Below are 26,509 nucleotides of genomic sequence, written 5' to 3'. Positions count from 1 at the left end.
AAGTCTTCTGTATAAGCGACCTGTCACTGTGCCTTCTTCATTATTCCTTAATGGCTATTATATGAGCCAATAAAGATAAGCTTTTAAGTTGTGCATCATGATAATGTTTTAAAGACGGTTGGTATAGATGATTGATTCAATAGAACATCAGCTATAGTGCATGCTCTATAAATTGGATACGGTATCAGGTTCGCTTAGTCTACTACTTGTAGTACTTTCATTTGCCTTCTTTGTATCCAAATTATACTGAACCGACTATATCAAATCAAAATAGTGCTGCCGTATATAGATTTTGCTTGCTTATAGTATGGTTAAATCTATATTAGTCTAGAACACTACGTACATATCGTATATCAAGCGACACTACTACCGTGGCGATTCATAATTATTTGGCTATAGGCTGCGACTGATCTTATATTATCGAAGGGGCAACTGATGGATGCGTTGAGTGTACTGCTACAAAATGTGCATTTGTTCGAAACCAAATATTATCGCCTGAATGGTACTGGCAACTGGTCTTATTCCATCACTCGGCAAGATACAATTTTGTTTTACTTGGTTATGTCTGGTAGTTTTTGCATTGATGTCGGTAATGGTCTGCGGCAGGCACATGCTGGTGATATGATTATGATTCCTAATGCGCATAGGCATGTCAGCTACGCGTTGAACCATCATGGCGATGCTGCAGAATCGTTGGATGATTTACTACCTAATTGTAAAAGTAATACGCTTGAAATCAATGGTAACGGTGATCCCAATTCATCTTTGATATTGATTGAGTGCAAATACGATAAAGAAATGATCCGTCCCTTATTATCTGTACTGCCTCCCATTTTGCCTGAAATAAATGATGCCTCTGATGGTAGGTTCGAAGTCATCGATGTCGAGATTAAGCTCTTAACACTAGAAGCTGAACGTGAACGCATGGGCAAGACTGCGGTCATCAATCATTGGGCAAGTATTATGATGATTGAGTGCTTACGTGTGTATATCGAAAGCCTGCCTGAGGCCACAGAAAATTGGCTCAAAGCGATGAAAGATCCATTTCTGACCAAAGCATTGGCCGCGATGCATGAAGACCCAAGCCAAAGTTGGACGATTCATAATCTCGCCGAGGTAGCGGGTATGTCACGCTCAAGCTTTGCACAACGTTTTAAAGATACAGTTGGGATGCCGCCGTTGACCTATCTGATCGATTATCGCCTGCGCTTGGCGGCACGCTATTTGCGCTTACAGCAAAACAGCATCAGCCGTATCAGTTCGCTGGTTGGCTATGCGTCAGACTCGACCTTTAGCCAGGCATTCAAGCGCGTTTATGGGGTGTCCCCTAAAGTGTATCGTCAGCAATATCAAAAAAGAATAATGGCTTAGCTTGCGGTCATTGCACTTATTTACATTGAAAGCGTTAAGGGCACCACTGAGCCTTTAGCGCTTTTTTTTATTTTTAACCATGGTGAATGAGATGTCGATAGAGACTTTTTATCTGACTGCTACGCCTGGTATTTTGATGATGTATGGCTGACAATGTGCTCGTGTTAAGGTACTATGGAATAATGAGTTGTCTAGGCGTGCGTGCTTATTTTTAGAATAATATATTGCACTGTATGGTAGAAATACCATCTAGTCTAGATGATGTTTATTTTTGCTGCTGATGGTATGTTATGACTGAACCGACCGCAAAGCCAAGCGCACAAGCCGATAGCCAAAAAGGCTCTGCTGCGTCTGCCAAAAAACAAAGCAATATAAGTACAAGTAACGCTACGGACAAGGTTGAGGATAATCCATGTCTTGTAGAAAGTACGGAACAAGACAATATAGCCGAGCCACTTGATAAGGCAACATTGCTAGCGCTGTTTACGTTACCAAATTCAGAAGAAATGGTGGCTGAAGGTGTAGAGATTGAAGTAACGTCTAAAATTTCATCTACTGGGCTTTCTCATAGTCATTCGACCACGCAAAAACCTGCTGATAACCAGAATAATATTGCTGAACAGCGAGTGGCGCTTTATCAGGCTCAGCACGAGCGTACTCGGCTGCTATATATGGCTTCTGCCAGTACACGTCCCACTTATCTGGTACAAACGCTTAAATTACAGTTTGCAGAGCATCAGCAGTATCTACTCGCTCAACAGCTCGATAAGCGCGGTTTGATGGATACGGATGGGCTAGAGCGCCTTTGGCAGCAGTTACATGTGGTTGACGACATCATCGCCGATATTATCCGTCACATGCCAGCCCAACAGCCAGCAGGATGGCAGTTGACTACCCAAGATGGTCGCAACCCGTTGTGTTTTGCAACTGTGGGTAAGCTAAAATATGGTAAACCTATTCGTGATCAAGGCAGTCTCAATAGCTATGTGCTTGGCCACTTTGGTGTGAGTAGCTTTACCTATGACCGCGGCTATTATATTGGGCATGTCGTTGGTTACTTATTTAGCTGTTATTTCTGTGCTCATTTGTCTATCAGCTACGGTGTTACGGCCCTTAGTCAGCCGGTCGTTGCAGATTATGACTATGCCAGTCTCGAGACCCCGCATATGGTCAGGCTACTGCAAGGGTTAGATGGCTATTGTAAAAAACGTATCTATCAACTGGCGGTTATCTGTGCGCGATTGAGTGTGTTTGCCAGTGATAAGCGCATCGAAAGAATGCTGATTGCAGAAGTAAATGATTTCGACAAAAAACTGCAACAGCAGCATTTAGATGTTTTGCTATTGCAAGGCTTGATGCCAGATAGTGGCGACTCTACGCCACTTCTTTAAATTTTTAATTCTCTCAAATGGATTGTTAGATATTATTATTGAGTATGGCTGTATTTGTATTGCTCTTTAGCGCTCTATTTTTCCTAATATCGCCAAAGATTCGAACGGTTGGAGCGAGCGTTATCACTGATTACTTGACTTATTCCTTCCATTATCGAATGTCCAATATAGCTACTTTCTAAACCTTACCTTAGCTTTCTTAATATTTGCTTACTGTTGTATATTATTGACTGAGTCACATTTTTACTATGGTAAAACCAGTCATCAAGCTATAGTGAGCCTTATTTGAGAAGTCAGTATTATCCAGAAGCGATTCTTATAAAAATTAGCCATTATGCTATTCATTATTATTAAGAGTATCAGTACAGAGGTCTACTAAAATAACCGTGTATAGGTGGGATGCTTGACTATTTAAATGAGTCATCGCTCAAAATCAATCAATAAGGCAATTATTGGTTGATGTTTTTTATCAAGAGATAAAATAAAAGCCGTTATATAGAGTCTTTACGTTATAAAACTTTGTATGAGATAGTCATTTTTAGATAATTTGGATACAAGAAAGCCAGTTTAGGTTTTCCCCACCAGTCCTTAAAAGTAGCAATTAAAGGTAGTTATTCATGTCAATCCAAACGTCAACATCAGCCGCAATAGAAAAGCGTGCGGCTAACAAATATTACGTGCTTGCATTTACTGTGATGAGTGCTTCGTTAATGGCTGGATTGTCAATGACATCCATGAGTGCGCAGGCAGCTGGTTTGGGTGAGCTGTTCAGTAACAGTAATACCAAATCAAAGTTTTTGCCTGTTGATGAAGCCTTTCAAGTGGTGAGTAGTACTAAGGCGACATCTAAAGGCACGCGCTTATCGATTAATTTTGATATCACACCAGGTCATTATGTCTATAAGAATAAACTAACCTTAAATTTTCCTAAAGGTGTGAGCGCTACACCGTTTACTTTTAGTCAATCCCCTGTCTCAATTGATGATCCGACCTTTGGTAAGGTGCCTGTATTTACGCAAAGAAATATGGTGGCCACTACGATGCTGACCACGAAGAATGGTAAAGGTGCTAAGAATGTGCCAGTTGTGATTGGCTGGCAAGGCTGTGCCACTGCAGGTTTGTGCTATCCACCAGAAAAGGTAAAAACAACGGTCGATATTGCTGTTAGATAGCTAATAAGTCGCTCTATATCTTGGTCATAAATAGAATATTGGTAATAAATAGGTAGCCATTCATGTCGATTAAGGCAAAAGAAAAACCCTCATCGCTAACGCTAAGCCGTCCTGCTAAAGAGTCTTATCTACTGGCATTTGCGATAAGCAGTAGCTCGTTATTTGCAGGATTGTTACCTACTGGCCTAGTAGCCACTGGACTAACAGCGACGTCTATGGCCACGCAAGCGGCCGGATTGGGTGACTTGTTTGGCAATAGTAAGAGTGACGCAAAGCAAAAATTCCTACCAGTCGATCAAGCATTTCAGGTCATTACTGACACTAGTGCTACAGGTAGTGGTACACGCTTAGCCATTAATTTTGATATCACGCCTGAGCATTATGTTTATAAAGATAAAATCAAGCTAACGCTGCCTGATGGGGTGACAGCAGCACCGTTCACCTTTAGTCAGAAGCCCGTGCTGATTGATGATCCTACCTTTGGAAAAGTACCTGTATTTGATCAGATCAATATGGTCGCAACCACGACTCTGACGAATAAGAGTGGAAAAAGTGTAGACAATGCCGCGGTTGTGATTGGATGGCAAGGTTGTGCCAAAGCGGGACTATGCTATCCACCTGAAAAAATCAATACGACTATCAATATCGCTGCTACAACGCAGCAGTCTGTAGAAAACAGCACCAATACTTCTGATGCTGACGTAGCAGCTAACGCTAGTCTAGCAGCTGGTTCACAGGTGCCTGAAAATGATATTGATACAGACAATGCTGAAGCAGGGCAAGCACAGGCAGATGATGAGGTTATTGATTATGCTTTACTAGATGAAGGCTCGCTAGATGGTGAGCTGACAGCGACTAATACGATTTCCGGAGCAGATGGAGAGACCACGGCTAACGCTGCGCAAAGTGATACGGTAGCGGCTACCAATAGTGTCGTCGATAGCGATCCTTTTGGCTTAGGAACGCATCCTGGCTTGGCACTGATTTTACTGTTTTTAGCAGGTCTTGGTTTGGCTTTGACACCATGTGTATTACCCATGCTGCCTATCGTCGCCAATATTGTTGCTCGTGAAGAGAACCCAACGGTTAAACGTGGCGTTATCTTAACCACCAGTTATGCCATCGGTGTAGCGACCGCGTATGGTATTTTGGGCGCTATCATTGCGGTGTTCGGTGAGTCATTGGGTATTATTGGTTGGCTACAAAATCCCATTATTTTAATCAGTTTTGCGATTGTCTTCGTTCTACTGGCACTCTATATGCTAGGGGTGTTTAGTATCCGATTGCCACGAGCCATCAGTAGCAAAATGCAAGGGTTGAGCCAAGCAGGTGATAGTAAGCTTGGTAGTACAGGTGGTAGTTTGGTCGCTGGTTTCTTGTCCGCCTTAGTGGTATCGCCCTGTGTTTCTGCACCGTTATTTGGTGCGCTGCTTGCGGTGTCTACCATTGGTAGTCCGCTGCTCGGTTTCGCTGCTTTATTTATGCTTGGGTTTGGTTTGTCTGCTCCGCTTATTTTAATCGGTGCAACCCAAGGTAAAATCATGCCAAAAGCTGGCGAGTGGATGAATTGGGTCAAGCAAGGTTTTGCCTTACTACTCTTTGCCGTGGCATTATTATTAATCGAACGAGTCTTTATATCGCCAGTAATGCTGATAGTGTGGGCATTATGGTTCATGGTAGTAGCAACATGGGCGTGGAGCTGGTTGGGTAAAGGTCGCATGCTTACGCAGGCATTCGGTTTGCTTGCAGGTATTTGGGCAGCTTGTTTGATGGTAGGTGCAGCGTTAGGTAATGATGATAGCCTGCATCCGCTTGCCTCATTGAGTACAGCACCGATGATACAGTCAACGACGAGTCAGCCAGCTGCTAATAGTGCAACAGATCAGACGGTCACTACATTGGCTGAGTTAGATGTCATTATCGCTGCCAATCCAAAAATTATTGTAGATGTCACTGCTGAGTGGTGCATAGAATGCCGCATTATGGACAAGAACTTGTTCCATAATCGTCCCGTACAGATGCAAGACTGGCAATTGGTCAAACTTGATATCACTGAGACTACGGCTGACTCTAAAGCTATCTTGGCACGCTATAAGTTATTTGGCCCACCTGCTTTACTGTATTATCAGGATGGTCAACTGGTCAATCAACAAGTGGGTGAAATTGGTCGTTCAGAATTTGAGCAGACATTGACGATGCTTAATAACTGATCATTAATAGTTCATGCTTAATGACTCATACTTAACAATATGAGTAAGTCTTTTGCTGAGGCTTAATAATCCGAAAGAGCCAATATACTACGATGATAGTATATTGGCTTTTTTAATGTGCTTAAGAGTTGTCTATCATAATGAGACTAAGCACTTGGTTTAACATCTTTTATTCATATCTACATTTGTATTATGAGGCGATAACGCTAGTATAATATCCATATTTTCATTACAATAAAGCAACAATGCTAAAGACGCATTTCCAATGACAGTTTTGGACTTTTATATCTGAATATCATTGGTCTTGTTCTATTTTAGCGATGACGCTAATGGTCATATTCATTACTTCATATACTTGCTGGCGATGATGCCAGTGAGACAAAGGATACTTATGTTTCCCCATATCACTGCACAGCGCCCATCTATGACTCTTACCAAAGCGAGAAAAAATATCTTACTTCAAACAGAGAAACATCATCTGAACATTGCTATCGGAATAGCGTTAACTTGCTTTACAGTGCAAGTGCATGCTGCCGACAATACGCAAACTTATAATGAGTTGCCAATACCAGAGACAGCATTTGAATATGAAGATTCTGAAATACCACAAGGTATGAATGAGCAGTCAACAAAATCAGATACGGCTGAACAAAATCGCAAGGTAGTGAGCAAAGAGTTTATTGCTGAGCAAGCTAAGCTATTTTTTGATTGTACCCAAGTACATACCAGTGCGGCACGTTTGGCCTGTTTTGATAAGGTTGCTGAGCAAGGTAAGACACCGAGCTACACCACGACCAAACAGCCTGTAGATTTGGCAAAAACCTTTCAAAGTACAATTTCAGGCAATCCACAAGTAGTATTTGCTGAGGCTGAAACGGCTATGAGTGGTACGACGGTTGAAGATGCAGATACTATTTTAGTGAGCAATCAACGACTCGCAAAAAGCAACTTGGAGAAAAACGACAGTGTAGAAACGGAAGATGACACTAATACGGAGGCACAGATTTTATCAAATATAGGTGTCACTCAGACTGATATCGAAAAATATACACCACTGAGTTTATCTTATGATTTGGATAAAAACAGTGAGCGCGGGACTTGGACCGTAAGACCGTATCGACCAACTTACCTATTACCACTATTCTATACTTTTGATCCTAACTTAAACCCAAGCACACCAACGCGGGAAACAGAGTCCTTCACTTCTAATGATGTCAGGGAGTCTGAGTTAAAATTCCAGATTTCTTTGAAATCTAAAGTTGCAGAAGATTTATTCGATAGTAATGCTGACTTGTGGTTTGGTTATACACAAGAGTCGCATTGGCAGGTCTATAACGAAGATAACTCACGTCCATTCCGTGCGACTGATTATCAGCCCGAAATATTCCTGACCCAACCTGTCGCCGCCAACCTGCCTTTTGGCGGGCGTCTGCGTATGTTGGGTGCTGGTGCCATTCACCATTCTAATGGACAAGACGATCCTTTATCGCGTTCATGGAACCGTGCTTATCTGATGGCAGGTGCAGAGTGGGGCAAGCTATCGATCGTACCGCGCTTGTGGGCTCGAGTAAATAACGAGAGTAGTAGTACAGATGATAACCCAGATATTGAAGACTATATGGGCTATGGCGATATCAAGTTCTTATATGATTTGCCTGATCAACAAAGCTTGAGCGGAACCCTTCGCTATAATCCAGGCACCAATAAAGGCGCGGCGCAACTAGATTATATTTATCCATTGTCAGAAAACATCAATGGTTATGTGCAGCTTTTCCAAGGTTATGGTGAGTCTATCATCGACTACAATCATGAAAACACCTCTATCGGTTTCGGTATTGTGCTGAATGATTGGCGCGGTTTTTAATAGCTTGTCTACTTACAGTAATTTATGCGGCGATTAGCACCGTACCAAACTGGATTATGGCTGGCAGAGTATCTAGATATACGCTGCCAGTTATGCCGTGTTTATCGTAGCTCACCACAGTCTCAGCTATTACAAAGCCAATCAACGCTACATAGTAATGATGCTCTAAATACCAATACAGTATTTAGAGCATCAAATGATAAATCCCCCTCTGCCAAGTTGATCCAACAGACTTATCACCTCTTAAATAGAGGGCTACTGTGTGCTCACTGTCATCATAGTATAGCGTGGTTACCCAAGCCTTTCGAAGTTGATATTTCTGCTGGTACTTCATTGTCTATTCAGGCTGCCACCTATTATGACTATCCGATTCGTCAAGCCGTTAGAGCCTTTAAACATCACGAAGATATAACCAAACTGCCAATACTGCTGCATGCCATACGTCAGTTACCACGAGCGCGTGGTTGTCATCATGATAATAGCGTGATTGTTGCAATGCCAACGACCAATCAACGACTGGTAAAACGTGGATTCGATCCAGTGAGTATCTTATCGGCACAACTGTCCAAGCATTGGCGGATACCATTGTGGCACGGTGTGATGAGAGTTGATGATACGATCAGTCAGCAAGGACTAACGCGTGCTGAGCGCTTAAGTAATTTAGACAATGCCTTTGTATTGATAGAAAATCCACCCGTCAAACGCTTATTACTATTCGACGATGTTGCGACCACAGGCGCCAGCTTACAGGCATTAGGACGTGTACTGTCTGTACCAAAAGCAACCACGTTAGATAACCAAAGTCATAGCAACTACCTGCTGTCTGGCTATGCTTTAGCACATGGAAGTCAGCCTTAATAGCAGTTTTCATCCACTCAAAATATACTAATATGTTGCTAATTTGTTACCTTGGCGCTATATTGTGAAAACTGTATATATTAATTTGTTTGCTATCAACGAAACATTTCTCTCACCGCTGAATTGAATAATACGACAAAAATGACAAGTTCTAGATAGCTTGTGCTATTGACGCATCCGCTATTACTTCGTTATTAGATAGCAACTAAAAATTATGGAATAAAAATTGCAGGTTTTATGTTCTATAGTCATAAAAAGTTTAGCGAAAACACTATAAAAATATGAGTCTATGATTAATGCTTTCAGCTGAGTTTAGCATCGCTATCAGACAGACAATGGCCGTTATAAATAGGGATTTGATGTGAACGCATCTACAAATAGTCTACCAATCAGTTTACGAATGAGCAGCTCCGGATTTACTCTAATTGAGCTGATGGTAACCATTGCTGTGCTTGCCATTATTGTTAGTATCGCGGCGCCTAATATAAGTAATCAGTTGGCTAATCAAAGAGCTAAGTCGACTACGGCGACGCTACTCAATGCTTTGAAAGAAGCAAAAGTTGAAAGCGTGATTCGTCGCCAAGACATAACATTTTCTTATAATAACAATGGCGCTAATGCGGGAACAATTGTTATTGAAAGCGACAGTGAAACGATCGCTACTTATCAATATGATGCTAATAGCACCATCAAATCTACTGCTAGCCAGATTGAATTTAAGTCAAGCAAGACAGCGGATGCGATGGTTTATACTATTTGTGATAGCAATGATTATGCATCACCCAGACAGGTGATCATTACTGCGGTTGCCAATATTAGCAGTCAGCTAGGAGGCTCTTGTCCATGAAATTCTTAAGTTATCAGCGTGGTGTGGGTCTAGTCGAGGTCTTAGTTGCCGTTTTATTATTATCTATTGCGGTGCTGGGTTTCAGTGCGTTACAAATGCGCGCAATTACGGCCACAGATGAGAGTTTGGTTCGGACCAAGTCCTTAACAGTCGTTCGTAACTTGGCTGAAGTCATGCGTGCTTATCCTGAGGCTTACGTAACAGGAGGCGCGACTTCTTTTAACGATGCCGCTCCTACAGACTCTGGTGCAGTGCCAACCGTTCAGGCTATCGTCGGTAGTTCGGCAACTGAGACAGTCACCGTTGGTGGTGACGTGATTAGTATTCTAGCTAGCGGTAATAACTGCCTATCGACAGAAATGGTAACAACAGGTGGAAACAATGCACCAAAACAGCCTTGTAGTATTAATCAGCTGGCTGCTAGGGACGCGTTGATGATCAAAAAAATGGCAGCAGATGAGGATATAGATATTGCTGTCACTATGTGTCCTGGCACTACGGCTCAGGCAATCCAGCAGCAAATGTGTGTAATTACTGCGTGGAATGACACTAAAGCGTTACTAGATGACGGTGATACCAAAGCATGCGCAGACAGTAATGGGATTTATAAAACTGGTAGCCAATGCTTGATATCGGAGGCTTACTAATGAGCTGTAATTATAATGATATTCATAATAAAAACGAGCTGAAGATGAGCATGTTTAGTAGATCGCAGGGCTTTACGCTTATTGAACTGATGATATCTTTGGTATTAGGCCTGCTTATATCGGCTGCAGTGATGCAAGTCTATCTAATCAACACACGCACTCTGACAGTACAGCAAAGCGCTTCCGAAGTGCAAGATAGTGCTATATTTGCTTTACAAGGTATTGAGGATCATGTCCGTATCGCCAACTTAGGTAATCCTATTATTGAAATTACGGATGAGACAAATCATGGTGGTATTGTACTAACGACGACAAATTTAGGTACGAGTAATACTACAAATAGTGTGAATTTTACGAATAGCACTGGCTCGGCAGGTTGGGTTGGTTTGTCAAATATGGACGGTGTGGCCAGTGACCAGTTGACTATTCAATATAAAAACATTACTGAAAGCTCTCTGTTTGACTGCGAAGGGACAGAGGTGGTATCTGGTACGGATGACTGGGTCGTTGAACGCTATTTTATCCGTGCAGACTCAGCGGCGAATGATTTGGCACTGGCTTGTGATGCCGGACGGGTGACGGATGCTGGTGTGGTTGTAGTTGGAGAAAGTTTCGATGGCAATGGCACCATCATCACACCAGGTGTTGATCAGTTCCAAGTGCTATTAGGTGCGCAAACGGATATAGACAACTTAACGTATCTACCAGCCAATATATATACTCAGTTGACTGATAAGCCCTCAATTACAACTGTGAAGCTTGGGGTCGTTATTCGTAGTAGTACACCATTGATCAACACAGAAGACAAAACTACTTTTACGGTATTAGGTACAGAGCAAAATTTAACAGCTGATGCGACGCGTGACACATTCTATCGCCGCAGCTATGAATCAACTATCTTGTTACGTAACGCGCGCGTTATATCAGTGACCGGTCTTTAATATAACAGCGTGTCACCATGAGAAGAGGCAATATGTCAAATATTAAGCAGTATCAATATCCGAAAGTATCTCCATCCTCACAACACGGCGCTGTGCTCATCGTGGTATTGCTGTTTTTAGTTTTGATTATATTGGCAGGTGTTATTGCAGTTAAGCAAAGCACGACTGACTTACGGCTCGCAACCAGTGATCAGATTAATACCTTACTGTTACAGTCAGCGGATAATGCAAACCAAAATATCGAGCAAAGTATCAATGGTAGTAGTGATGAAGAAATATATGGCGATATGTTATCGATAACAGGGCCTTTTGGATACTTTATTCTAAATCCCGATAGCTCTGACGATGAGTACGTTTTTTGTTTTCGACCGCGAGACCGATTTTTTGATATCAATCGAACGTCGATCCTATCATCAGGTGGCAGTGTATTGGGCAGTAATAATGGATACTGCGATCCTACTGAGCCAGAAGATTATGTAAGTAGTCGCAATGCCAGTATGACTCAAGTTAATATATCGTTAACGCCTGCTAGCGCGGATGCTGAAGTTTTCAAGGGCTATACTACCGGACAGGATAGTAGCTCAGTGTCTAGCCAAGCGTATACTTTTGATATCAATAATACTGCCGTATTGCCAGCTTATGCAGATACCGGAATAGGAAGCAAAAACTGCTTTGAACAAACCAGTCGGTTAGATACAGTCACAGACAGTGAGGATAGCATTGGTGGTTGTATGACAGCTGCAGGTGTTCCTAGTGCTGTTATTTATGAACAAGCCAATGTAGAAAACCAGTCACAGCGTACCAAGTGTGTCGAATTTGGAACAGGTGGTGGTTTGCTTTGTACGTTACCATCGAGCTAAAAGTTTGGATATTTCGTCTAAGCTTGCAACATTAGATAGCGTCACTGCTATAACAGTATGGTTAGCGCATCGCCCCAATTATCATAAGGAATAAATCATGACACACCTGAATAGTAAGACATCTAATCGACAGCCATGGCGTGTTAAGGCATTAGCTATTGCGGTATTGCTAGGGTTTAGCGGTACCGTGGCACAAGCAGATACCATTAGTAGGAAACCCGTCGGGGATTTAGAGATATATAAAGCGGCCACACCAGGTACCGCGACTATTTTTATGATGTTGGATACCTCGGGTAGTATGAGCTACATCACTTCTGACTATGGATCTTGTGACACTAGCTACGAATCTCAACCTTCAGAAAGAATTCGCGCAGTTGTCTACAATCGTTTGGTTGATACCTCGGCTGCCGACGGCTTGTTAAGAGATGAAAATGGTAATACGATTAAGGATCTCACAGATAGTTATGATGAAATTACCTTTACTCCTGTGGGTTGTGTAATTGATGGAACGATGCGATTTGATAGACTCACCCGTCTAAAAATAGCTCTCATCGAACTACTGGCTGATGAGGTCTACGATGCAAATGGCGCCTTAAAAGATACTGGTTCCGTATCAGATGATTATGAAATAGGTTTAGGTAACTATAGTTATCAAGGAGATGGTAAGTCTGGCGTGGTGTTAGTTCCTACTAGAGCTCTAACAGCAGCGCAGCGTATGGATCTTATTGAAAAGACAGAAGATTTACAACCGACAGGTGGTACTCCAACTGCCCATGCATTAGCAGAGGCTGGTGCCTATATGATGGGGACGACTACGTTGTCAGATGTCAAAGTGTTGGCCGAACGAGAAATCAGGAGTAATAGAAATGAGTGGCGCAGGTGCAATACGAATGGCAATTCAAACACCCTAACATTTGACCCAGAGCTTAATATATATGTCTATGATTGTAATAGTTGGGGTAATTGGTCAACTAGCTCAGGTAGTACTACATCAGGGATCCTATCAGGTTACAACGCAGCTTCGAATATAGATCACGCTGATAATGGCCGTACTTACTTTGCAGGTGATAACTCAGACAGTGGTTTCATTGACTCAGTAGCATCTTCTAAAGATGTATACAACAATAAATATCTTTCCCCACTAAACCCTAATGAGTGTAGTGGCAATGGTATCTATCTATTGACCGACGGCGAACCTAATAATAGTAGTAACACTAGAGCTAAAACAGTAATGAATACTTCATTATTAGGTTCTTCATCGTCACTATCTGTGACTAGTTGCTCCGCTTTAACTGGTGGCAGTAGCAGTGGTGCTTGGGGTTGTATGGCAGAGTATGCAGCTTCTTTGCGCAATACTGCCAATAATCCGCTCAACTTAGAAATCAAGACTGCTACAGTCGGTTTTGGTACTGCTTTTGCTGGACTCACCGGTAAGCGTACCATCACAGTTAAAGGTAACTCAAAAGAAGTGACGGATTGTGATAGTGGTAGTGCAAACAATGACACTCGTAATTTGTGTAAACTCGGTGAGAAAAAAGATGATGATGAAACTAAAACCTTTGGTAACGGTGGTTTTTATTATACAGAAGAGTCTGCAGATATTGCCGCGAGTATTGTTGATTTTGCAGCGGACCTTGTAAATACAATCAATACTGCTCCATCTGGTACGATTACGATTCCTAATGACCCGTATCGCACCGCAAACCAATTGCCATTTGCTTATTTGCCGATGCTAGACCCTGATATTGCATCAGGAGCAAGTATTTGGCGTGGTAACCTTAAAAAGTATAATTTAGATCAGGGCACGCTATTTGGTAATAGTGATAGGCCACTATACAAAGATGTCGCAGGTGAGCTTGATGAGGATACTCAAGATGTGTGGCAAACATCTAACTTTAGAGTAAATGGTAGTAATGCGAATAACGATATTACAGCTGGTGGTGTCTATGCACAACTACAAGCGCCAAATGCAGGGTTAGGTAGTGTACGTACACTGTATGTTGAGGATGACACCTCTACGACTGACACGACGCCAGTATTACGTAGGCTGAGTGTCAATGGAAGTGGTAGACCGCAAGGATTTGATCAACTAAAAGACACGACCACTTATAGCCAACTTAACAAGCGTCGCCTGTTAGCCTTCTTAGGCTTTAATAACGTGCTGACCAATGATGGACAGCCGACCGACACGACGGATGTTGAAAGTTTAATACTTTCTATACCGACCACAGAGACCAAAGTGTTAGGCGGTGTCGTTCATTCAAAGCCTACAGCAATATCATACGGTGCGACTTTGGATACCAATGGCCGTATTATTGATCCGCGTGATGACTATGCATTATTCGGGTCTATGGATGGTGCCTTACACTTAGTCGATGCCGATAATGGTGAAGAAGCAGTCGCTATCATCCCTAAATATATGATGGAAGTACAGCCGAAAGCCTTAGTCGATGGTTCTACGATAGATAAGATAGGTCAGCCATACTTTGGTGTTGATGCACCATGGTTAGTGACCACAGATTACACTTATGATTTAGATATTACGAACCCTAGAGTCACTGTTGACACTTCAGCAGGTAAAGGCATGTTCGCTTATGGTGGTCTGCGTATGGGAGGAGAAGCCTTCTATGGTATGGATATTACGGATGTGTCTGCGCCTGAAATTTTATTTACGATTACTGCAGATGGCAGGAATGATCTTAATAGTACAAAGAGAAGATTCACTCGTTTAGGTCAGATTTGGAGTAAACCAACTGAAGCCAAAATTCGATGGAGACAAAACCAAGACCCAATCGACGTTCTGGTTTTTGGTGGTGGCTATGATATGAATTATGAAGAGGACACTTATGTTCCAACGTCGTCAGCACCTGCTAAAGGTAATGCTATTTATATGATTAATGCCGAAACTGGTAGATTATTGTGGTCGACTACTAATGAAAATGGTGTCGGTAGAAATACTAAAACAGATGATATGATTCATAGTATTACTGGTGAAATTACAGTATTGGATCGAGATAATGATGGACTGATGGATCATCTCTATGCTGCAGACTTAGGTGGACAAGTATTCCGCGCAGACTTTGAAAATGCGCGCCCTGCTGCCAATGGCTTTACTCAAGTAAATAACTTTTCTAATAAAGGAGTGACGCGAATACTTGATGTGGCTCCTAGCAGTAATGCAAACAAAAAGTATGCATATCGCTTTTATGAGCGTCCAGTTGTGAGTTTTTATCGTAATGAAGGTATCGTTGGAGAGAATATTACTAACAACGGTCAACTATTTGCATTGGTCAATGTTATCTCAGGTAACCGTAGTGCGCCTTTATCTACCCTGCGTAATGATAATGATTTTGCCAACCGCGTTTATGGCATTATCGATACGGATATTACAAATACCGATGTACTAAGTGATGGCTTTTCGCCGACGGTTGAAGACATTACTGAAAGTGATTTGACCGCATTGGCGACTGCTCTTGGTACTGCGCCTACGACAGCGGTAAAAACGACTGCTAAAGCAAATATGATTAGAGGTACTAGCCAAGGTTGGTATTATCCATTGACCCGATTCGATGGCTATAATAATGTCAGATATAATAAAGGTGTAGGTGATAGTGCTGTTATCAATAACTTGTTATATACCACAGTGTATAATCCTGATAAGCAATATAATACTTCAGTGGCTAGCTGTGCTGCACAGATAACAGGTGGTTCAGAGCGTCAGCTTTATTGCTTACCTTATGGTATTTGTATGGACGATACCTCTATATCTGGTACAGGCGGTTATATTCCTGCTGGTCAAGGTATTCAAGAGTTAACGCTTGGCGCTTATAACGATGCCAATACAGATGTCAAGGTGCTCATCGGAACGACCACACTGACTGAGCGTATAGATGCAGCCAATCGTGAGAACTATGGTAACGATGGCAGTAAGGATACTAGTAATATCAAGGACTTATATCCAGGTGAAACTGTCCGTCCCACGGTCACAGGTGGTGATGGTAGTGCTGCTGAATTCTTATTCAATGAGCGTTATACTTTGCAACCACAAACATGGTACAAGCGAACGCAGTAAATAGTCTAAAAAATACAGGCAGTGAAGGTTGATTCTGGCTACTATTCACTGCCGACACCATAATTGTTGGCAAACGATAGTAATGAGTGGTGACTCTAATGGTATTCATAATAGGGCGCGGTATATGACCAAGTCGTATCACAATAAGACAGCAAGTATGACAGCGCATAGCGGCGCACATGGTTTTACACTCATAGAACTGATGGTTGTCGTGGTGATTATCAGTATCCTTGCGGCTATAGCGATACCTAGCTATCGGCAATATGCCGTGAGAAATGCAGAGCGTGAGGCACAGGCAAAAATGCTACAGTTACAAGTAGAGCTTGAGCGTTGGCGCTCTAGGGCATTGAGCTATCAGGGCTTTCAGCCAAAGGTCATCAATGGCTCAACGAATGCCGTTTCCTATAGCTATGATGAAACGGACAACACCACCATCTATGTGCCAGATGGCAGTGATTCTACTAATTACCGCTATCTAATAACACTCGCAGATGGTAATAACACGGCCAGCTCTCTAGTCCCTGCTGCTAGTGCTAATGTCGACAGCAGTACTGGGCGTACATGGAAAATGTTGGCGCTACCAAACCCTGCAGGTATTACAGCTAATGCTAATGAGATTATGATTACCAGTGTTGGCTTACGTTGCCAGAGCAAAAATAATAGTATCGTCATCGCAGACAGTGGTTGCGGGACAGGAGAGGAGGAGTGGTAATGTCAGTCATGTTAGGTCGACAGATAGCTCCATCTACATCGCAGCAGGGCATTACGTTAATTGAAGTGATGATCGTCGTCGCCATCATCGGGGTGTTAGCTTCTATTGCTTATCCTGGTTATCAGAGCTATATCACAAAATCCAAGCGTACTGATATGATGAGTGAGATGCAAAATATCGCTAATCAGATCCAGAGTAACAAATTGGCACAAGGCACTTATAGCAATGATTTAGTGACGGGACTGGGTGGCAATTACCCTTTACAAGGCACTGCTCTTTATCAAGTAACTTTCACCCCCGATCCGCTTACTTCTAATTGGAGTATCATTGCTACACCAGAAGGACAGATGGCTACTGATGGTACACTCAGTTTGGACTTTCAAGGTACTAAATGTCGAGGCAGTGGGGTAGATAAAAAATGTGGTACAGGCAATGATTGGAATGAATAAGTAAATTGATAGCTTGTATGTTTTTATCTGATATAGATTAAATATGTTCAAAACATGGTAAAAAGCCACTCTAGATATATCTTCTATCTAGAGTGGCTTTTTTATTAGATTATGTATGAGAAGAAACTTCTTATCTGACAAAAAATGTCATGCTACTTTACCTTATACATCTAAATAACAATTAAACTGACAATTTTCAGCAATTTAACTGTAACAATAGAAAGTAGACAAAAATTGTCATTAGGCAGTATAGGTAAATATAGTCAATGTATGAGTGATTTCTCTTATCCTTGTAGACAGAATAAATACTAACCAAAGCCCTTTATTATCATTGATTAATATACTATCAACCAAGCCTTTATGAGATATGGGTAAGCGATATCTACATAGATAAGCGCCAGTAGAACAAACATAGTAGATATGACTAATGAGGTTTATTCAATAAAAATTCAGCATCAACTAAAAAGTTGGCATGTTACCTGCAGCATTAATAATAAGACAGTTAGACGAGTGAATCACTCAAACTAACAAACCATTATTTATAATAGATGGCAGATGATGATACTGGATAATGTATCGATTAATTTGTTATCACCTTACTCTAAAGGACATACTATGAACGCTAATATCCAAAAAGGTTTTACCTTAATCGAATTAATGATCGTTGTTGCGATCATCGGTATCCTAGCTGCAATTGCTATCCCTCAGTACCAGACTTATATCGCTAAGTCACAAGTATCACGTGTAGTGGGCGAGACTGGTAACTTGAAAACTGCAGTAGAAGACTGCATGAACTCAGGTCGTACTGATGCGATTGTAAACACTGGTTCTGGTGCTGCTGGTTCTGAATCTACTACTTGTTCACTAGGTGCAACGGCTTCTAATATTCAAGCGGGTGTAGACAACTCAGCTGACGGTGGTGGTACAAATGGTTTACCACTAGTAACTATCGACGGCGCAACTAATGAAGCTAGCATTGTCGGTACATTTGGACAAAATGCTGCCAGTACGCTTACAGATGATACAGTCACTTGGGCTCGTAGTGATGAAGGTTCGTGGACTTGTAACTTTAATGGCGATGCAAAATATGCAGCATCTGGTTGCCCAGCCTCTTAATCGCTAAGATAATTTTAGTTAAGGTACGCTGATTAATAAAAAGCCAAACGTGATGTTTGGCTTTTTTGTGTAATAGTGAATCATATTAAATTAATCCTATGTCCCTATGGTTATAAAGAATATATGCTATGTTTAAACAATTAAGTAAGCGTGATGTATTGGTCTTCATGGTATTGGTACTGGTCACGGGTATTGTGGGCTACTATTATGCCAACAACCAAGCCCGTAACCTATTATGGCAACATACTTACCCTGTGCGTGCTGAGCTGTCCGCCCGCCATATAAGCTGTAGCGAGGATAGTCCCACGTGGCTTGCTGATATGCTGCGGCATCAGACCAAAAAAAATAACGCCCCTGCCAACCAAATCGCCTATATCGAGCCAAGTGGTACGCTGCACCATTGTGAAAACGGCTATATCGGAAAGTATCCTCTATTATCAGACAGCGTGACCGAGCAGACGCGTTTTCGCTATGCCAGCGTCACCAAGCTGTGGACGGCAGATGAGATTCTACAGCTGGTTAAAGATGACAAACTATCACTAGATACGCCATTAGCCGATATTATCAGTGAGATTGATACACCGATAGATAGTCGTATTAATAACATCACCATCCGTCAGTTATTAACGCATCGTGCAGGATTTGATCGTTATAGCGTGTTTGGTCAAGATATGTTTAATATTGGAAAAGACATTTGCCCCAATCATATTACTGGTTTGAATGACATTACTTTGGGCTTTGAGCCTGACAGCAAAACCAGCTATTCTAATTTGGGTTATTGTTTATTGGGTGAAGTTATCAGCCGCCTAAATAATCGACCTTATACTGACATTATTGCCCAGCAGTATGGTTTTGCTGATAGCACCTTGCAGTTTATCTCTAATAAACCCATGGTGGATGAGGTGAGCTATAATTATGTCGAGTCAGGACTGACCGGTCTCTCAGATATTTATAGCGCTTTTGACTATGAGGGATTGGCATCTGCCGCAGGGTTGTCGGGCAATGCGATAGATCTGGCACAGCAAGTACATCGCATGGCAGCCAAACCTACACCCAATATATTGTCGATAGACTCTAAATCAGCTTGTGATATTGCTCAGATAGCAGAGTGTTACGGTTATGCAATGGTAAACTATCAACCACAGCCTGACTTGCCCATGGTGCATTATCGCGATGGTAATTTATTTGGCTTATCGTCATTGGTCGCGATAGATGAGCAAGGCGGCGTGGTGGCATTACTGAGTAATGGCACAGCGGATAATGTTAAGGAGGATAGCAACAAGGTGAAGATAATGATTTATGAGCATCTGACAAAAAGATAATAAATACTATCGTCATCTATCAGCGCAATAAAAAACGTATCACACCATAGTGTTATCTCACTGATATATTTTAAGGCTCTTTTATGAGAACTGATGTAGCCACCCAACAATGGAAAAACTCTAGTGTGTATGCGCTATTAAAAAGTAAAGCGCTATTGATAGCGCTTTACTTTTTAATATTTATATTTGGTATTGCTTATGGTAGCGGTTATAAGTTTTATAATGGTTATCGGATTTTGCAAGTTGCCCTATTATTCACGCTTGGGTTTTGGGCGCTGTATCAACGGCAATTTATAGTGAGCAAAGTAGAGTTGCTGTTTTTTGCCTTTATTGCACTAGGTAGCTTGTTTTGGGACAATGCTCTGTTTATTGTTACTGACTTATTGTTAGCGTACTTGCTGTATAAAGGTTTTCAAGCCTTAATCTATAATGCATTGATAACCAAAGCTGTGGTGCTAGGCAGTTTCGTGTTGTTTCTGATGTTGCCCGTCGGGTTATTTGATTATATTAATAGTGGTTTATATCGATCTGATTGGTATCCATTAGCATGGAATATCCGTATTTATAACAGTTATTTGTTTATTTTATCCATCTTTGCCACATGGTTTTATATTAGCACTGTAAAATATAGAAATATTTATTTAGTGTTTTTATTTTTAGCATTGCTGGCAATACTGTTAGATGCAGGACGTTCGGCTGCATTGGCTTATACGGTATTTATGGTGATGGTGGGCATTTGTAATCGGCAAGTGTGGCGGCCGCTACTGGTAGTGTATGCGTTAGCATTTTGTACGTATGTGGGCATGTCTTACACTGCCAGTTTGAGTGTGGATAGTGCATCGTCAGCGCTACAGATAGCCCGCACTACCACAAGCTTACGCTATGACTTATGGCTGCATGCGCTTGAGTGCTGGTTACAGAGTCCGCTTGTGGGCTGCGGGTTTTATCAATTGGACAATTATGAGCAGTTTGCCGCCCATCCGCATAATTTGGTGTTACAGGTTTTGTCTGAAACTGGCTTAATTGGCTTCGGGTTTTTGGCATTTATCTTATTTTCTATCCTAAAGCATATCAACTGGCGTGCTCAAAATAGCTATTTTGTGTTAGCGGCATTGGTTGCTATTGGTGTCGATAGCTCATTATCAGGGGTGCATATTTATCCCATCACCCAGATCGCTTTACTTTGGTTGTTTGTGTTTTTACTCAAAAATCCAGAATTTGCGCATGCGGCACATTTTAACCTACCTCAACACAATACCTCTGCTTCAAACAGATACTTATCCACTGCTGTTATGTTGGTTCTGGCGGTGATGTTCTGTTATTTAGTCATCAATACCAGTATCTTTTTAGAAGATATGCCATCTACACCGCCACGGTTTTGGGGTTATGGTTATCACTTATTGTGATACAACCATAAAATAATACCCATGATGTTTTATTTGTTAGGCTGTTTGAATGACTAAAGCAAATTTTGAGCCATTATAAATATCATGGCATAGATAGTGCTTAAATAAGAGTATTACTTTTTAGAGCATCATAATCTATGACTACCTGTCGTCTCCAGTCTGGTTTTACGCTTATTGAATTGATGATTGTTGTTGCCATCATTGGCATTTTAGCTACCATAGCAATCCCTCAATATCAAATATACATTGCTAAAACACAAGCAACTAGAGTTATTAATGAGTTGGGTCAGCTACGCATGACAGTAGAAGAGTGCTTGCAGACAGGTAAGACTGTGATAGGGTTAGGAACTGATGACTGTGATCCTCGCTCCACAGCATCTAATCTGATAGTGGGTGGCTCGCAAGTAGGTGTTGTTTTACCTAATAATACTGGTGTCGCTCAAATAAGCAATCCATTGATATTAGCGACGAGTATTACTGCTACGATATCGACTCAGGTGAATGCTAGCTTAACAGGTGAGACAGTTGTATGGCAACGTGATGATGCAGGTTCATGGAGTTGTAGCAGTAGTATTAAATCTATCTATTTACCCAGTTCTTGTATCCATAATGCTAGTTTGTAGCTGGTAGTTATAAATGTAATAGAGGCATAAATAGACGATATGCAGCAGCATCCGTGGGAATACTTAAGTATACGAATCCTAATAGGTTGGTTATTTGTCTGTTTGTTACCAGCAGTGATACTGTTTTGGGAATATATCCTCACAGATAATATATTACTGACTCAGATCAATAGTATCATCGCAAGTAGTGTCGCACTGATATTAAGCTTAATAGGTTTGGATCGCCTCACTCAGTTTCCGGGGCAGAAATCCATGATCACCGTACTGCCGACATTACTAGCGAGTGGGCTAATCGTGGGTTTAGTACTACTTGTCTTTCGCGTACCATACTCTGTTTATTATTTATCTCTAAGTGCGGTAATAGGATTAACTTTCTGTTTTTTGTCACAAGTTTTTTTGCGTTCAGTGACACAAGTGACTATAGGTTATGTACCTATTGGTCGCTATCAGACTTTACTCAGTATAAAAGACGTACGTTGGGTCAAGCTAACTAAGTGCTTTCAACCAGATAGCCATAAGCGTCTGCCATTCCATGCAGTCGTGGCTGATTTTGCAGATGAATGCTTGTCTGGAGAGTGGGAACAACTATTGGCCGAAACTGCTTTGCAAGGTACACCTGTTTATAATATTTTGCAGGTCTCTGAGTCATTAACTGGTCGTTTGCCTATCAAGCATTTATATGAGAATAATCTAGGATCACTTCTCCCATCACAGAGCTATTTACTGATAAAACGTATGGTAGATACAGTGGTTATCATGATGAGCATGCCTATAGTAATGCCTATCGCATTACTCGTCGTATTAACAATAAAATGGGAAGGCCGTCATAGTAATAGTGCGGTATTATTCAAGCAGCGCCGTATAGGGCAAGGTGGTAAACTGTTCACTATGTATAAGTTTCGAAGCATGATACCTAGTGCTGAGGACAAAGGTGCGCAAATGGCAATTGATGCTGATATGCGAGTGACAAAGTTTGGTGGCTTTATTAGAAAGACCCGCTTAGATGAGCTACCACAATTTATCAATGTATTAAAAGGTGATATGAGTTTAATCGGCCCTAGGCCTGAGCAGTTAGATTTCGTCGAGCAGTTTAATGATACCATTCCCTTCTATCGTTATCGTCATATTGTTAAGCCAGGAATTTCAGGATGGGCACAAGTTATGCATGGTTATGCTAGTAACGAAGACGAAACTAAGGTGAAGCTTGAACATGACTTTTTTTATATCAAAAACTTTTCATTGACGCTGGACTTATTGATTGTAATTAAGACGATACAGACGATGATGACGGGGTTTGGGGCGAGGTAAAATAGTATGAAGGGTTTATGTAATGCTGCAAACAATTAAAAAAAATCTGCCAAAGCCAGTAAAAAATCTGTTAATTAGCATTAAGCAGAAAACATATTATCAGAGGCAGAAAAAAATCCTTTTCAAGCGTATGCAATTAAAGCATGCTGCTCTGTTACAGAAAATTAAAGATAAAGATAAAATCAGGGTTGTATTTCTTGCTATACACAAAAGTATGTGGAAGGTAGATCCAGTATTTCAAAAAATGCTGATAGATCCATTATTTGAGCCTGAGATATTAGTTTGTCCTTATACAGATTATGGTGATGAAAGAATGTTGAAAGATATGAAACAAACTTATCACTACTTTGTAGAAAAAGGCTATCCAGTTAGAAAATCACTAAAACAAGATGGTTCATGGATAAAACTAGATGAGATAAAGCCTGATATCGTATTTTTTACTAATCCGCATGATTTGACACATACAGAATATTATGAAAATGCGTATCTGAATTACTTGAGTTGTTATGTGCCTTATTCACAGGGAGTATCTAAATATGATAATTATAATGCCCAGTATAATCAGAGATTCCATAACGCAATGTGGAGGATTTTTTTGCCACATGATGAGAGCCTAGAAATTTTTATAAGAAAATCTGCAAGTAAAGGTAAAAACGGCTTAGTTACGGGTTATCCCTCATGTGAAGAGTTCTTTAACTTAAAAAAAGAATCACCTTGGAAGTATAATGATAAATTGAAAGTTATATGGGCGCCACATCATACAATTAATGATCCATGGCTCCCTTATGCTAATTTTTTGGGTTTGGCTGATAACTTTAAAGAGCTTTCAAAAAAGTATTCTAGAGATATAAGCTTTTCATTTAAACCACACCCGATTTTAAAGTCGAAGCTGTATCAACACCCACAATGGGGTAAAGAAAAAACAGATACTTATTATGAGTTTTGGAATAATAGCTCTAATACTCAGCTTGATGAAGGAGAGTATATAGAACTTTTTAAACACTCAGATGCAATGATACATGATTCTGGATCATTTTTAGCTGAATATCATTGTGTAAAAAAACCAGTGTTTTATATATGTACTGACGAAATTAAGGTATATCTTAATCCTTTTGGAATTAAGGCTATGAATAGCACATATCAAGGTGAATCTATAGATGATATTGAATTTTTTATAAATGAACTAATAAACAAAAATGTTAAACCAAATAATTCATTCTTTGATCAAGAGATAAAAAGATACTTTTCTGGTGCTAAACCATCATCTAAAATAATAGATAATATTCGTGAGTTAGTTTTATAGATTGTAATATTATTGATTGTATATAGGCTATAAAATAAATGACGAACTGTATAAATCAAAGCTGTACTTTACAAATACAATTTAATTATTTGACAGTGTTTGATATTTTTTTTGAGAGAATTAAAATGATAATTGGATATACAACAGGTGTTTTTGACTTATTTCATATTGGTCATGTAAATATTCTGCGTAATGCAAAATCTATGTGTGATCGTTTAATTGTAGGTGTTACAGTCGATGAACTAACATTATATAAAAATAAACAGTCTGTAGTGTCATTTGAAGAACGTATTGAAGTTGTTCGCGCGTGCAGATATGTTGATTTAGCTGTTCCTCAAGAAGACATGAATAAGCTCGAGGCTTTAAATAGATATAAATTTAATATTATTTTTGTTGGAGATGACTGGTATAAAACAGAAAAATGGATAGATTTTGAGACTGAGTTTCAAGCTAAAAATGTTAGAGTTATTTATTTTCCATATACGAAATCAACATCATCAACCTTAATAAACGAAACATTAAAAAAGTTACGTGATTCTTAATAACTTATAAAGTACTTATTATGAGTTTAAGATCTCAAGCTATTCGTGGATTTACTTGGAGTTTATTTAGCAAGCTAACCAACCAGCTTGGATATATAGGTGTCACGATATTCATAGCTCGACTAATCGGGCCTCAAAGCTTTGGCTTGATTGGCATGCTAACTATATTTATGCTATTAGTAGAAAGTACTTTCAACAATGGCTTTTCCCAAGCGCTAATTCAGCGTAGCCATCAGCTTACAGAACAAGACGCTTCAACAATTTTTTATGTCAATTTGGGTTGGGGTATTGCAATGTATTCATTGCTTTATTTTACCGCCCCATTTATAGCTGAGTTTTATAACCAGCCAGTACTCATTGATATATCACGAGTATTATTTATTATAATTTTGATAAATGCTTTAACAGTCGTTGCACGTGCAAAGCTCACCATTAATATAGACTTTAAAAGCCAAGCCATAGCCAGTACCGTTGCAACTGTGTTTAGCTCCATTATCGGGATTTATTTGGCACTAAATGACTATGACTACTGGGCGCTAGTTTGGCTTTTAATCATCAAAGCTATCATTAACTCTATAGGAATATGGTTTTTTTGTCGCTGGTTGCCCAAGCTTATATTCAGTATGGAATCGTTTAAGTTGCTGTTTAAGTTTGGTTCAAACTTAATGATAGCAGGCTTAGTCGCTACTTTTGTTAACAATTTATATGTGGCTCTGGTTGGACGCTATTTTAATGCCATGCAAGTTGGCTACTTTACGCAAGCTCAAAATTTGAGTAATAACTTATCCCAATTTATCAGCTCAACCTTGCAGGGTGTGACCTATCCCATCATGACCTCAGTAAAAGATGATAATGAGCGTTTAGTAAATATATATACTCAGCTCATATCGGTGACTATGCTAGTGTCTTTACCTATGTTTATTGGTTTTGCCGCAGTTTCTGAAGAGTTTGTCAGAATAGCTTTAGGGGATGAATGGTTGCCAGTCGTACCTGTACTGGTAGCTTTGTGCTTTGCGCGTACCATAACACCTATAAGTTCAATTAACTTAAATATTCTAAATGCCGTGGGGCGTTCAGATTTATTTTTAAAAGTAGATCTATCTAAGCTTCCTATGAGTTTAGGGGCTTTATTTATAGCCATACCCTATGGTATTGAGGGTTTAGCTTGGGCTATGGTTGGCACCTCATTTATTGCGTTTTTTATGAACGCATACTTTCCAGGTAAGCTGTTTAATTTTGGTGGAATAGCACAATTAAAGGTGGCTTATAAATATATTATTGCTGCTGCTATTATGTATGCGACTGTCAGTCAGGTATCGATTAGTGATAGTTTATGGTTAACGCTGGTCACAAAAATTCTTTTTGGTGCTGTTGTTTATGTGACTTTATTGCTTATCATGCGAGATACCTTTTTATTAAAAAATGTTAGGTTTATAGTAAATAAAATAAGTGATAAGTCATTTAGATAATATATAAGGATTAAGCGTTTAAGATA

General features: G+C 40.4%; 21 protein-coding genes. All 21 read left to right on the top strand.

All coding sequences use genetic code 11. The annotated features are described in order from the left end of the window. Window positions 1–435 precede the first annotated feature (435 nt). The 21 genes from DFP82_RS00995 to DFP82_RS00895 all read left to right on the top strand — a co-directional run bounded on the left by DFP82_RS00995 (window position 436) and on the right by DFP82_RS00895 (window position 26,483). Entirely contained in the window at window positions 436–1,371 is a 936-nt protein-coding gene (locus DFP82_RS00995) for an AraC family transcriptional regulator (protein WP_110921864.1), read from the top strand. Between the two features lie 290 nt (window positions 1,372–1,661). After that, on the top strand, window positions 1,662–2,762 hold the full coding sequence (locus DFP82_RS00990) for a hypothetical protein (RefSeq protein ID WP_110921863.1): 1,101 nt from the start codon (window positions 1,662–1,664) through the stop codon (window positions 2,760–2,762). A 617-nt stretch (window positions 2,763–3,379) separates the two neighbouring features. Beyond that, window positions 3,380–3,934, top strand: a complete 555-nt coding sequence (locus tag DFP82_RS00985) for a protein-disulfide reductase DsbD N-terminal domain-containing protein (protein ID WP_110921862.1) — start codon at window positions 3,380–3,382, stop codon at window positions 3,932–3,934. A gap of 62 nt (window positions 3,935–3,996) precedes the next feature. Beyond that, window positions 3,997–6,144, top strand: a complete 2,148-nt coding sequence (dsbD, locus tag DFP82_RS00980; protein ID WP_110921861.1) for a protein-disulfide reductase DsbD — start codon at window positions 3,997–3,999, stop codon at window positions 6,142–6,144. 391 nt (window positions 6,145–6,535) lie between these two features. After that, window positions 6,536–8,008 (top strand): phospholipase A, encoded by a 1,473-nt coding sequence (locus DFP82_RS00975; protein WP_110921860.1) that lies wholly within the window; start codon window positions 6,536–6,538, stop codon window positions 8,006–8,008. 24 nt (window positions 8,009–8,032) lie between these two features. Next, a complete protein-coding gene (locus DFP82_RS00970; protein WP_245905575.1) occupies window positions 8,033–8,866 on the top strand; it encodes a ComF family protein in 834 nt (277 codons plus the stop codon). Between the two features lie 361 nt (window positions 8,867–9,227). Beyond that, a complete protein-coding gene (locus DFP82_RS00965) occupies window positions 9,228–9,713 on the top strand; it encodes a pilus assembly FimT family protein (protein WP_245905573.1) in 486 nt (161 codons plus the stop codon). Then, entirely contained in the window at window positions 9,710–10,360 is a 651-nt protein-coding gene (gene pilV, locus DFP82_RS00960; protein ID WP_110921858.1) for a type IV pilus modification protein PilV, read from the top strand. Before DFP82_RS00965 ends, pilV begins: the two co-directional genes overlap by 4 nt. A gap of 44 nt (window positions 10,361–10,404) precedes the next feature. After that, window positions 10,405–11,301 (top strand): PilW family protein, encoded by an 897-nt coding sequence (locus DFP82_RS00955; RefSeq protein ID WP_110922209.1) that lies wholly within the window; start codon window positions 10,405–10,407, stop codon window positions 11,299–11,301. A gap of 32 nt (window positions 11,302–11,333) precedes the next feature. Then, window positions 11,334–12,161, top strand: coding sequence for a pilus assembly protein PilX (locus DFP82_RS00950; RefSeq protein WP_110921857.1), 828 nt, complete (start codon window positions 11,334–11,336; stop codon window positions 12,159–12,161). A gap of 97 nt (window positions 12,162–12,258) precedes the next feature. Next, complete coding sequence (locus DFP82_RS00945; RefSeq protein ID WP_110921856.1) at window positions 12,259–16,233, top strand: PilC/PilY family type IV pilus protein; 3,975 nt, start codon at window positions 12,259–12,261, stop codon at window positions 16,231–16,233. 124 nt (window positions 16,234–16,357) lie between these two features. Continuing rightward, window positions 16,358–16,945 carry a type IV pilin protein gene (locus DFP82_RS00940; protein WP_281269529.1) on the top strand — a complete coding sequence of 196 codons (588 nt, stop codon included), beginning with the start codon at window positions 16,358–16,360 and terminating at the stop codon, window positions 16,943–16,945. Beyond that, window positions 16,945–17,394, top strand: coding sequence for a type IV pilin protein (locus DFP82_RS00935; RefSeq protein WP_110921855.1), 450 nt, complete (start codon window positions 16,945–16,947; stop codon window positions 17,392–17,394). Before DFP82_RS00940 ends, DFP82_RS00935 begins: the two co-directional genes overlap by 1 nt. A gap of 615 nt (window positions 17,395–18,009) precedes the next feature. Next, window positions 18,010–18,510, top strand: coding sequence for a pilin (locus DFP82_RS00930; RefSeq protein WP_110921854.1), 501 nt, complete (start codon window positions 18,010–18,012; stop codon window positions 18,508–18,510). 128 nt (window positions 18,511–18,638) lie between these two features. Beyond that, entirely contained in the window at window positions 18,639–19,832 is a 1,194-nt protein-coding gene (locus tag DFP82_RS00925) for a serine hydrolase domain-containing protein (protein ID WP_110921853.1), read from the top strand. Between the two features lie 83 nt (window positions 19,833–19,915). Beyond that, window positions 19,916–21,238, top strand: coding sequence for an O-antigen ligase family protein (locus DFP82_RS00920; protein WP_110921852.1), 1,323 nt, complete (start codon window positions 19,916–19,918; stop codon window positions 21,236–21,238). 137 nt (window positions 21,239–21,375) lie between these two features. Then, window positions 21,376–21,861 (top strand): pilin, encoded by a 486-nt coding sequence (locus DFP82_RS00915; RefSeq protein WP_110921851.1) that lies wholly within the window; start codon window positions 21,376–21,378, stop codon window positions 21,859–21,861. A gap of 39 nt (window positions 21,862–21,900) precedes the next feature. After that, window positions 21,901–23,169 (top strand): sugar transferase, encoded by a 1,269-nt coding sequence (locus tag DFP82_RS00910; protein ID WP_110921850.1) that lies wholly within the window; start codon window positions 21,901–21,903, stop codon window positions 23,167–23,169. A gap of 22 nt (window positions 23,170–23,191) precedes the next feature. Beyond that, window positions 23,192–24,472 (top strand): CDP-glycerol glycerophosphotransferase family protein, encoded by a 1,281-nt coding sequence (locus DFP82_RS00905; RefSeq protein ID WP_110921849.1) that lies wholly within the window; start codon window positions 23,192–23,194, stop codon window positions 24,470–24,472. A 125-nt stretch (window positions 24,473–24,597) separates the two neighbouring features. Continuing rightward, window positions 24,598–25,014 (top strand): FAD synthase family protein, encoded by a 417-nt coding sequence (locus tag DFP82_RS00900; protein WP_110922207.1) that lies wholly within the window; start codon window positions 24,598–24,600, stop codon window positions 25,012–25,014. Window positions 25,015–25,034: 20 nt separating this feature from the next. Continuing rightward, a complete protein-coding gene (locus DFP82_RS00895) occupies window positions 25,035–26,483 on the top strand; it encodes a lipopolysaccharide biosynthesis protein (protein WP_110921848.1) in 1,449 nt (482 codons plus the stop codon). The last annotated feature ends 26 nt before the right edge of the window (window positions 26,484–26,509 follow it).

This window comes from Psychrobacter fozii (assembly GCF_003217155.1).
GTDB lineage: Bacteria > Pseudomonadota > Gammaproteobacteria > Pseudomonadales > Moraxellaceae > Psychrobacter > Psychrobacter fozii.
This window is presented reverse-complemented; position numbering and strand designations above follow the sequence as displayed.

Coding starts and splice junctions, on each gene's coding strand:
- DFP82_RS00995 (WP_110921864.1), top strand. CDS start 436: ATGGATGCGTTGAGTGTACTGCTACAAAATGTGCATTTGTTCGAAACC.
- DFP82_RS00990 (WP_110921863.1), top strand. CDS start 1,662: ATGACTGAACCGACCGCAAAGCCAAGCGCACAAGCCGATAGCCAAAAA.
- DFP82_RS00985 (WP_110921862.1), top strand. CDS start 3,380: ATGTCAATCCAAACGTCAACATCAGCCGCAATAGAAAAGCGTGCGGCT.
- dsbD (WP_110921861.1), top strand. CDS start 3,997: ATGTCGATTAAGGCAAAAGAAAAACCCTCATCGCTAACGCTAAGCCGT.
- DFP82_RS00975 (WP_110921860.1), top strand. CDS start 6,536: ATGTTTCCCCATATCACTGCACAGCGCCCATCTATGACTCTTACCAAA.
- DFP82_RS00970 (WP_245905575.1), top strand. CDS start 8,033: ATGCGGCGATTAGCACCGTACCAAACTGGATTATGGCTGGCAGAGTAT.
- pilV (WP_110921858.1), top strand. CDS start 9,710: ATGAAATTCTTAAGTTATCAGCGTGGTGTGGGTCTAGTCGAGGTCTTA.
- DFP82_RS00955 (WP_110922209.1), top strand. CDS start 10,405: ATGAGCATGTTTAGTAGATCGCAGGGCTTTACGCTTATTGAACTGATG.
- DFP82_RS00950 (WP_110921857.1), top strand. CDS start 11,334: ATGTCAAATATTAAGCAGTATCAATATCCGAAAGTATCTCCATCCTCA.
- DFP82_RS00945 (WP_110921856.1), top strand. CDS start 12,259: ATGACACACCTGAATAGTAAGACATCTAATCGACAGCCATGGCGTGTT.
- DFP82_RS00940 (WP_281269529.1), top strand. CDS start 16,358: ATGACCAAGTCGTATCACAATAAGACAGCAAGTATGACAGCGCATAGC.
- DFP82_RS00935 (WP_110921855.1), top strand. CDS start 16,945: ATGTCAGTCATGTTAGGTCGACAGATAGCTCCATCTACATCGCAGCAG.
- DFP82_RS00930 (WP_110921854.1), top strand. CDS start 18,010: ATGAACGCTAATATCCAAAAAGGTTTTACCTTAATCGAATTAATGATC.
- DFP82_RS00925 (WP_110921853.1), top strand. CDS start 18,639: ATGTTTAAACAATTAAGTAAGCGTGATGTATTGGTCTTCATGGTATTG.
- DFP82_RS00920 (WP_110921852.1), top strand. CDS start 19,916: ATGAGAACTGATGTAGCCACCCAACAATGGAAAAACTCTAGTGTGTAT.
- DFP82_RS00915 (WP_110921851.1), top strand. CDS start 21,376: ATGACTACCTGTCGTCTCCAGTCTGGTTTTACGCTTATTGAATTGATG.
- DFP82_RS00910 (WP_110921850.1), top strand. CDS start 21,901: ATGCAGCAGCATCCGTGGGAATACTTAAGTATACGAATCCTAATAGGT.
- DFP82_RS00905 (WP_110921849.1), top strand. CDS start 23,192: ATGCTGCAAACAATTAAAAAAAATCTGCCAAAGCCAGTAAAAAATCTG.
- DFP82_RS00900 (WP_110922207.1), top strand. CDS start 24,598: ATGATAATTGGATATACAACAGGTGTTTTTGACTTATTTCATATTGGT.
- DFP82_RS00895 (WP_110921848.1), top strand. CDS start 25,035: ATGAGTTTAAGATCTCAAGCTATTCGTGGATTTACTTGGAGTTTATTT.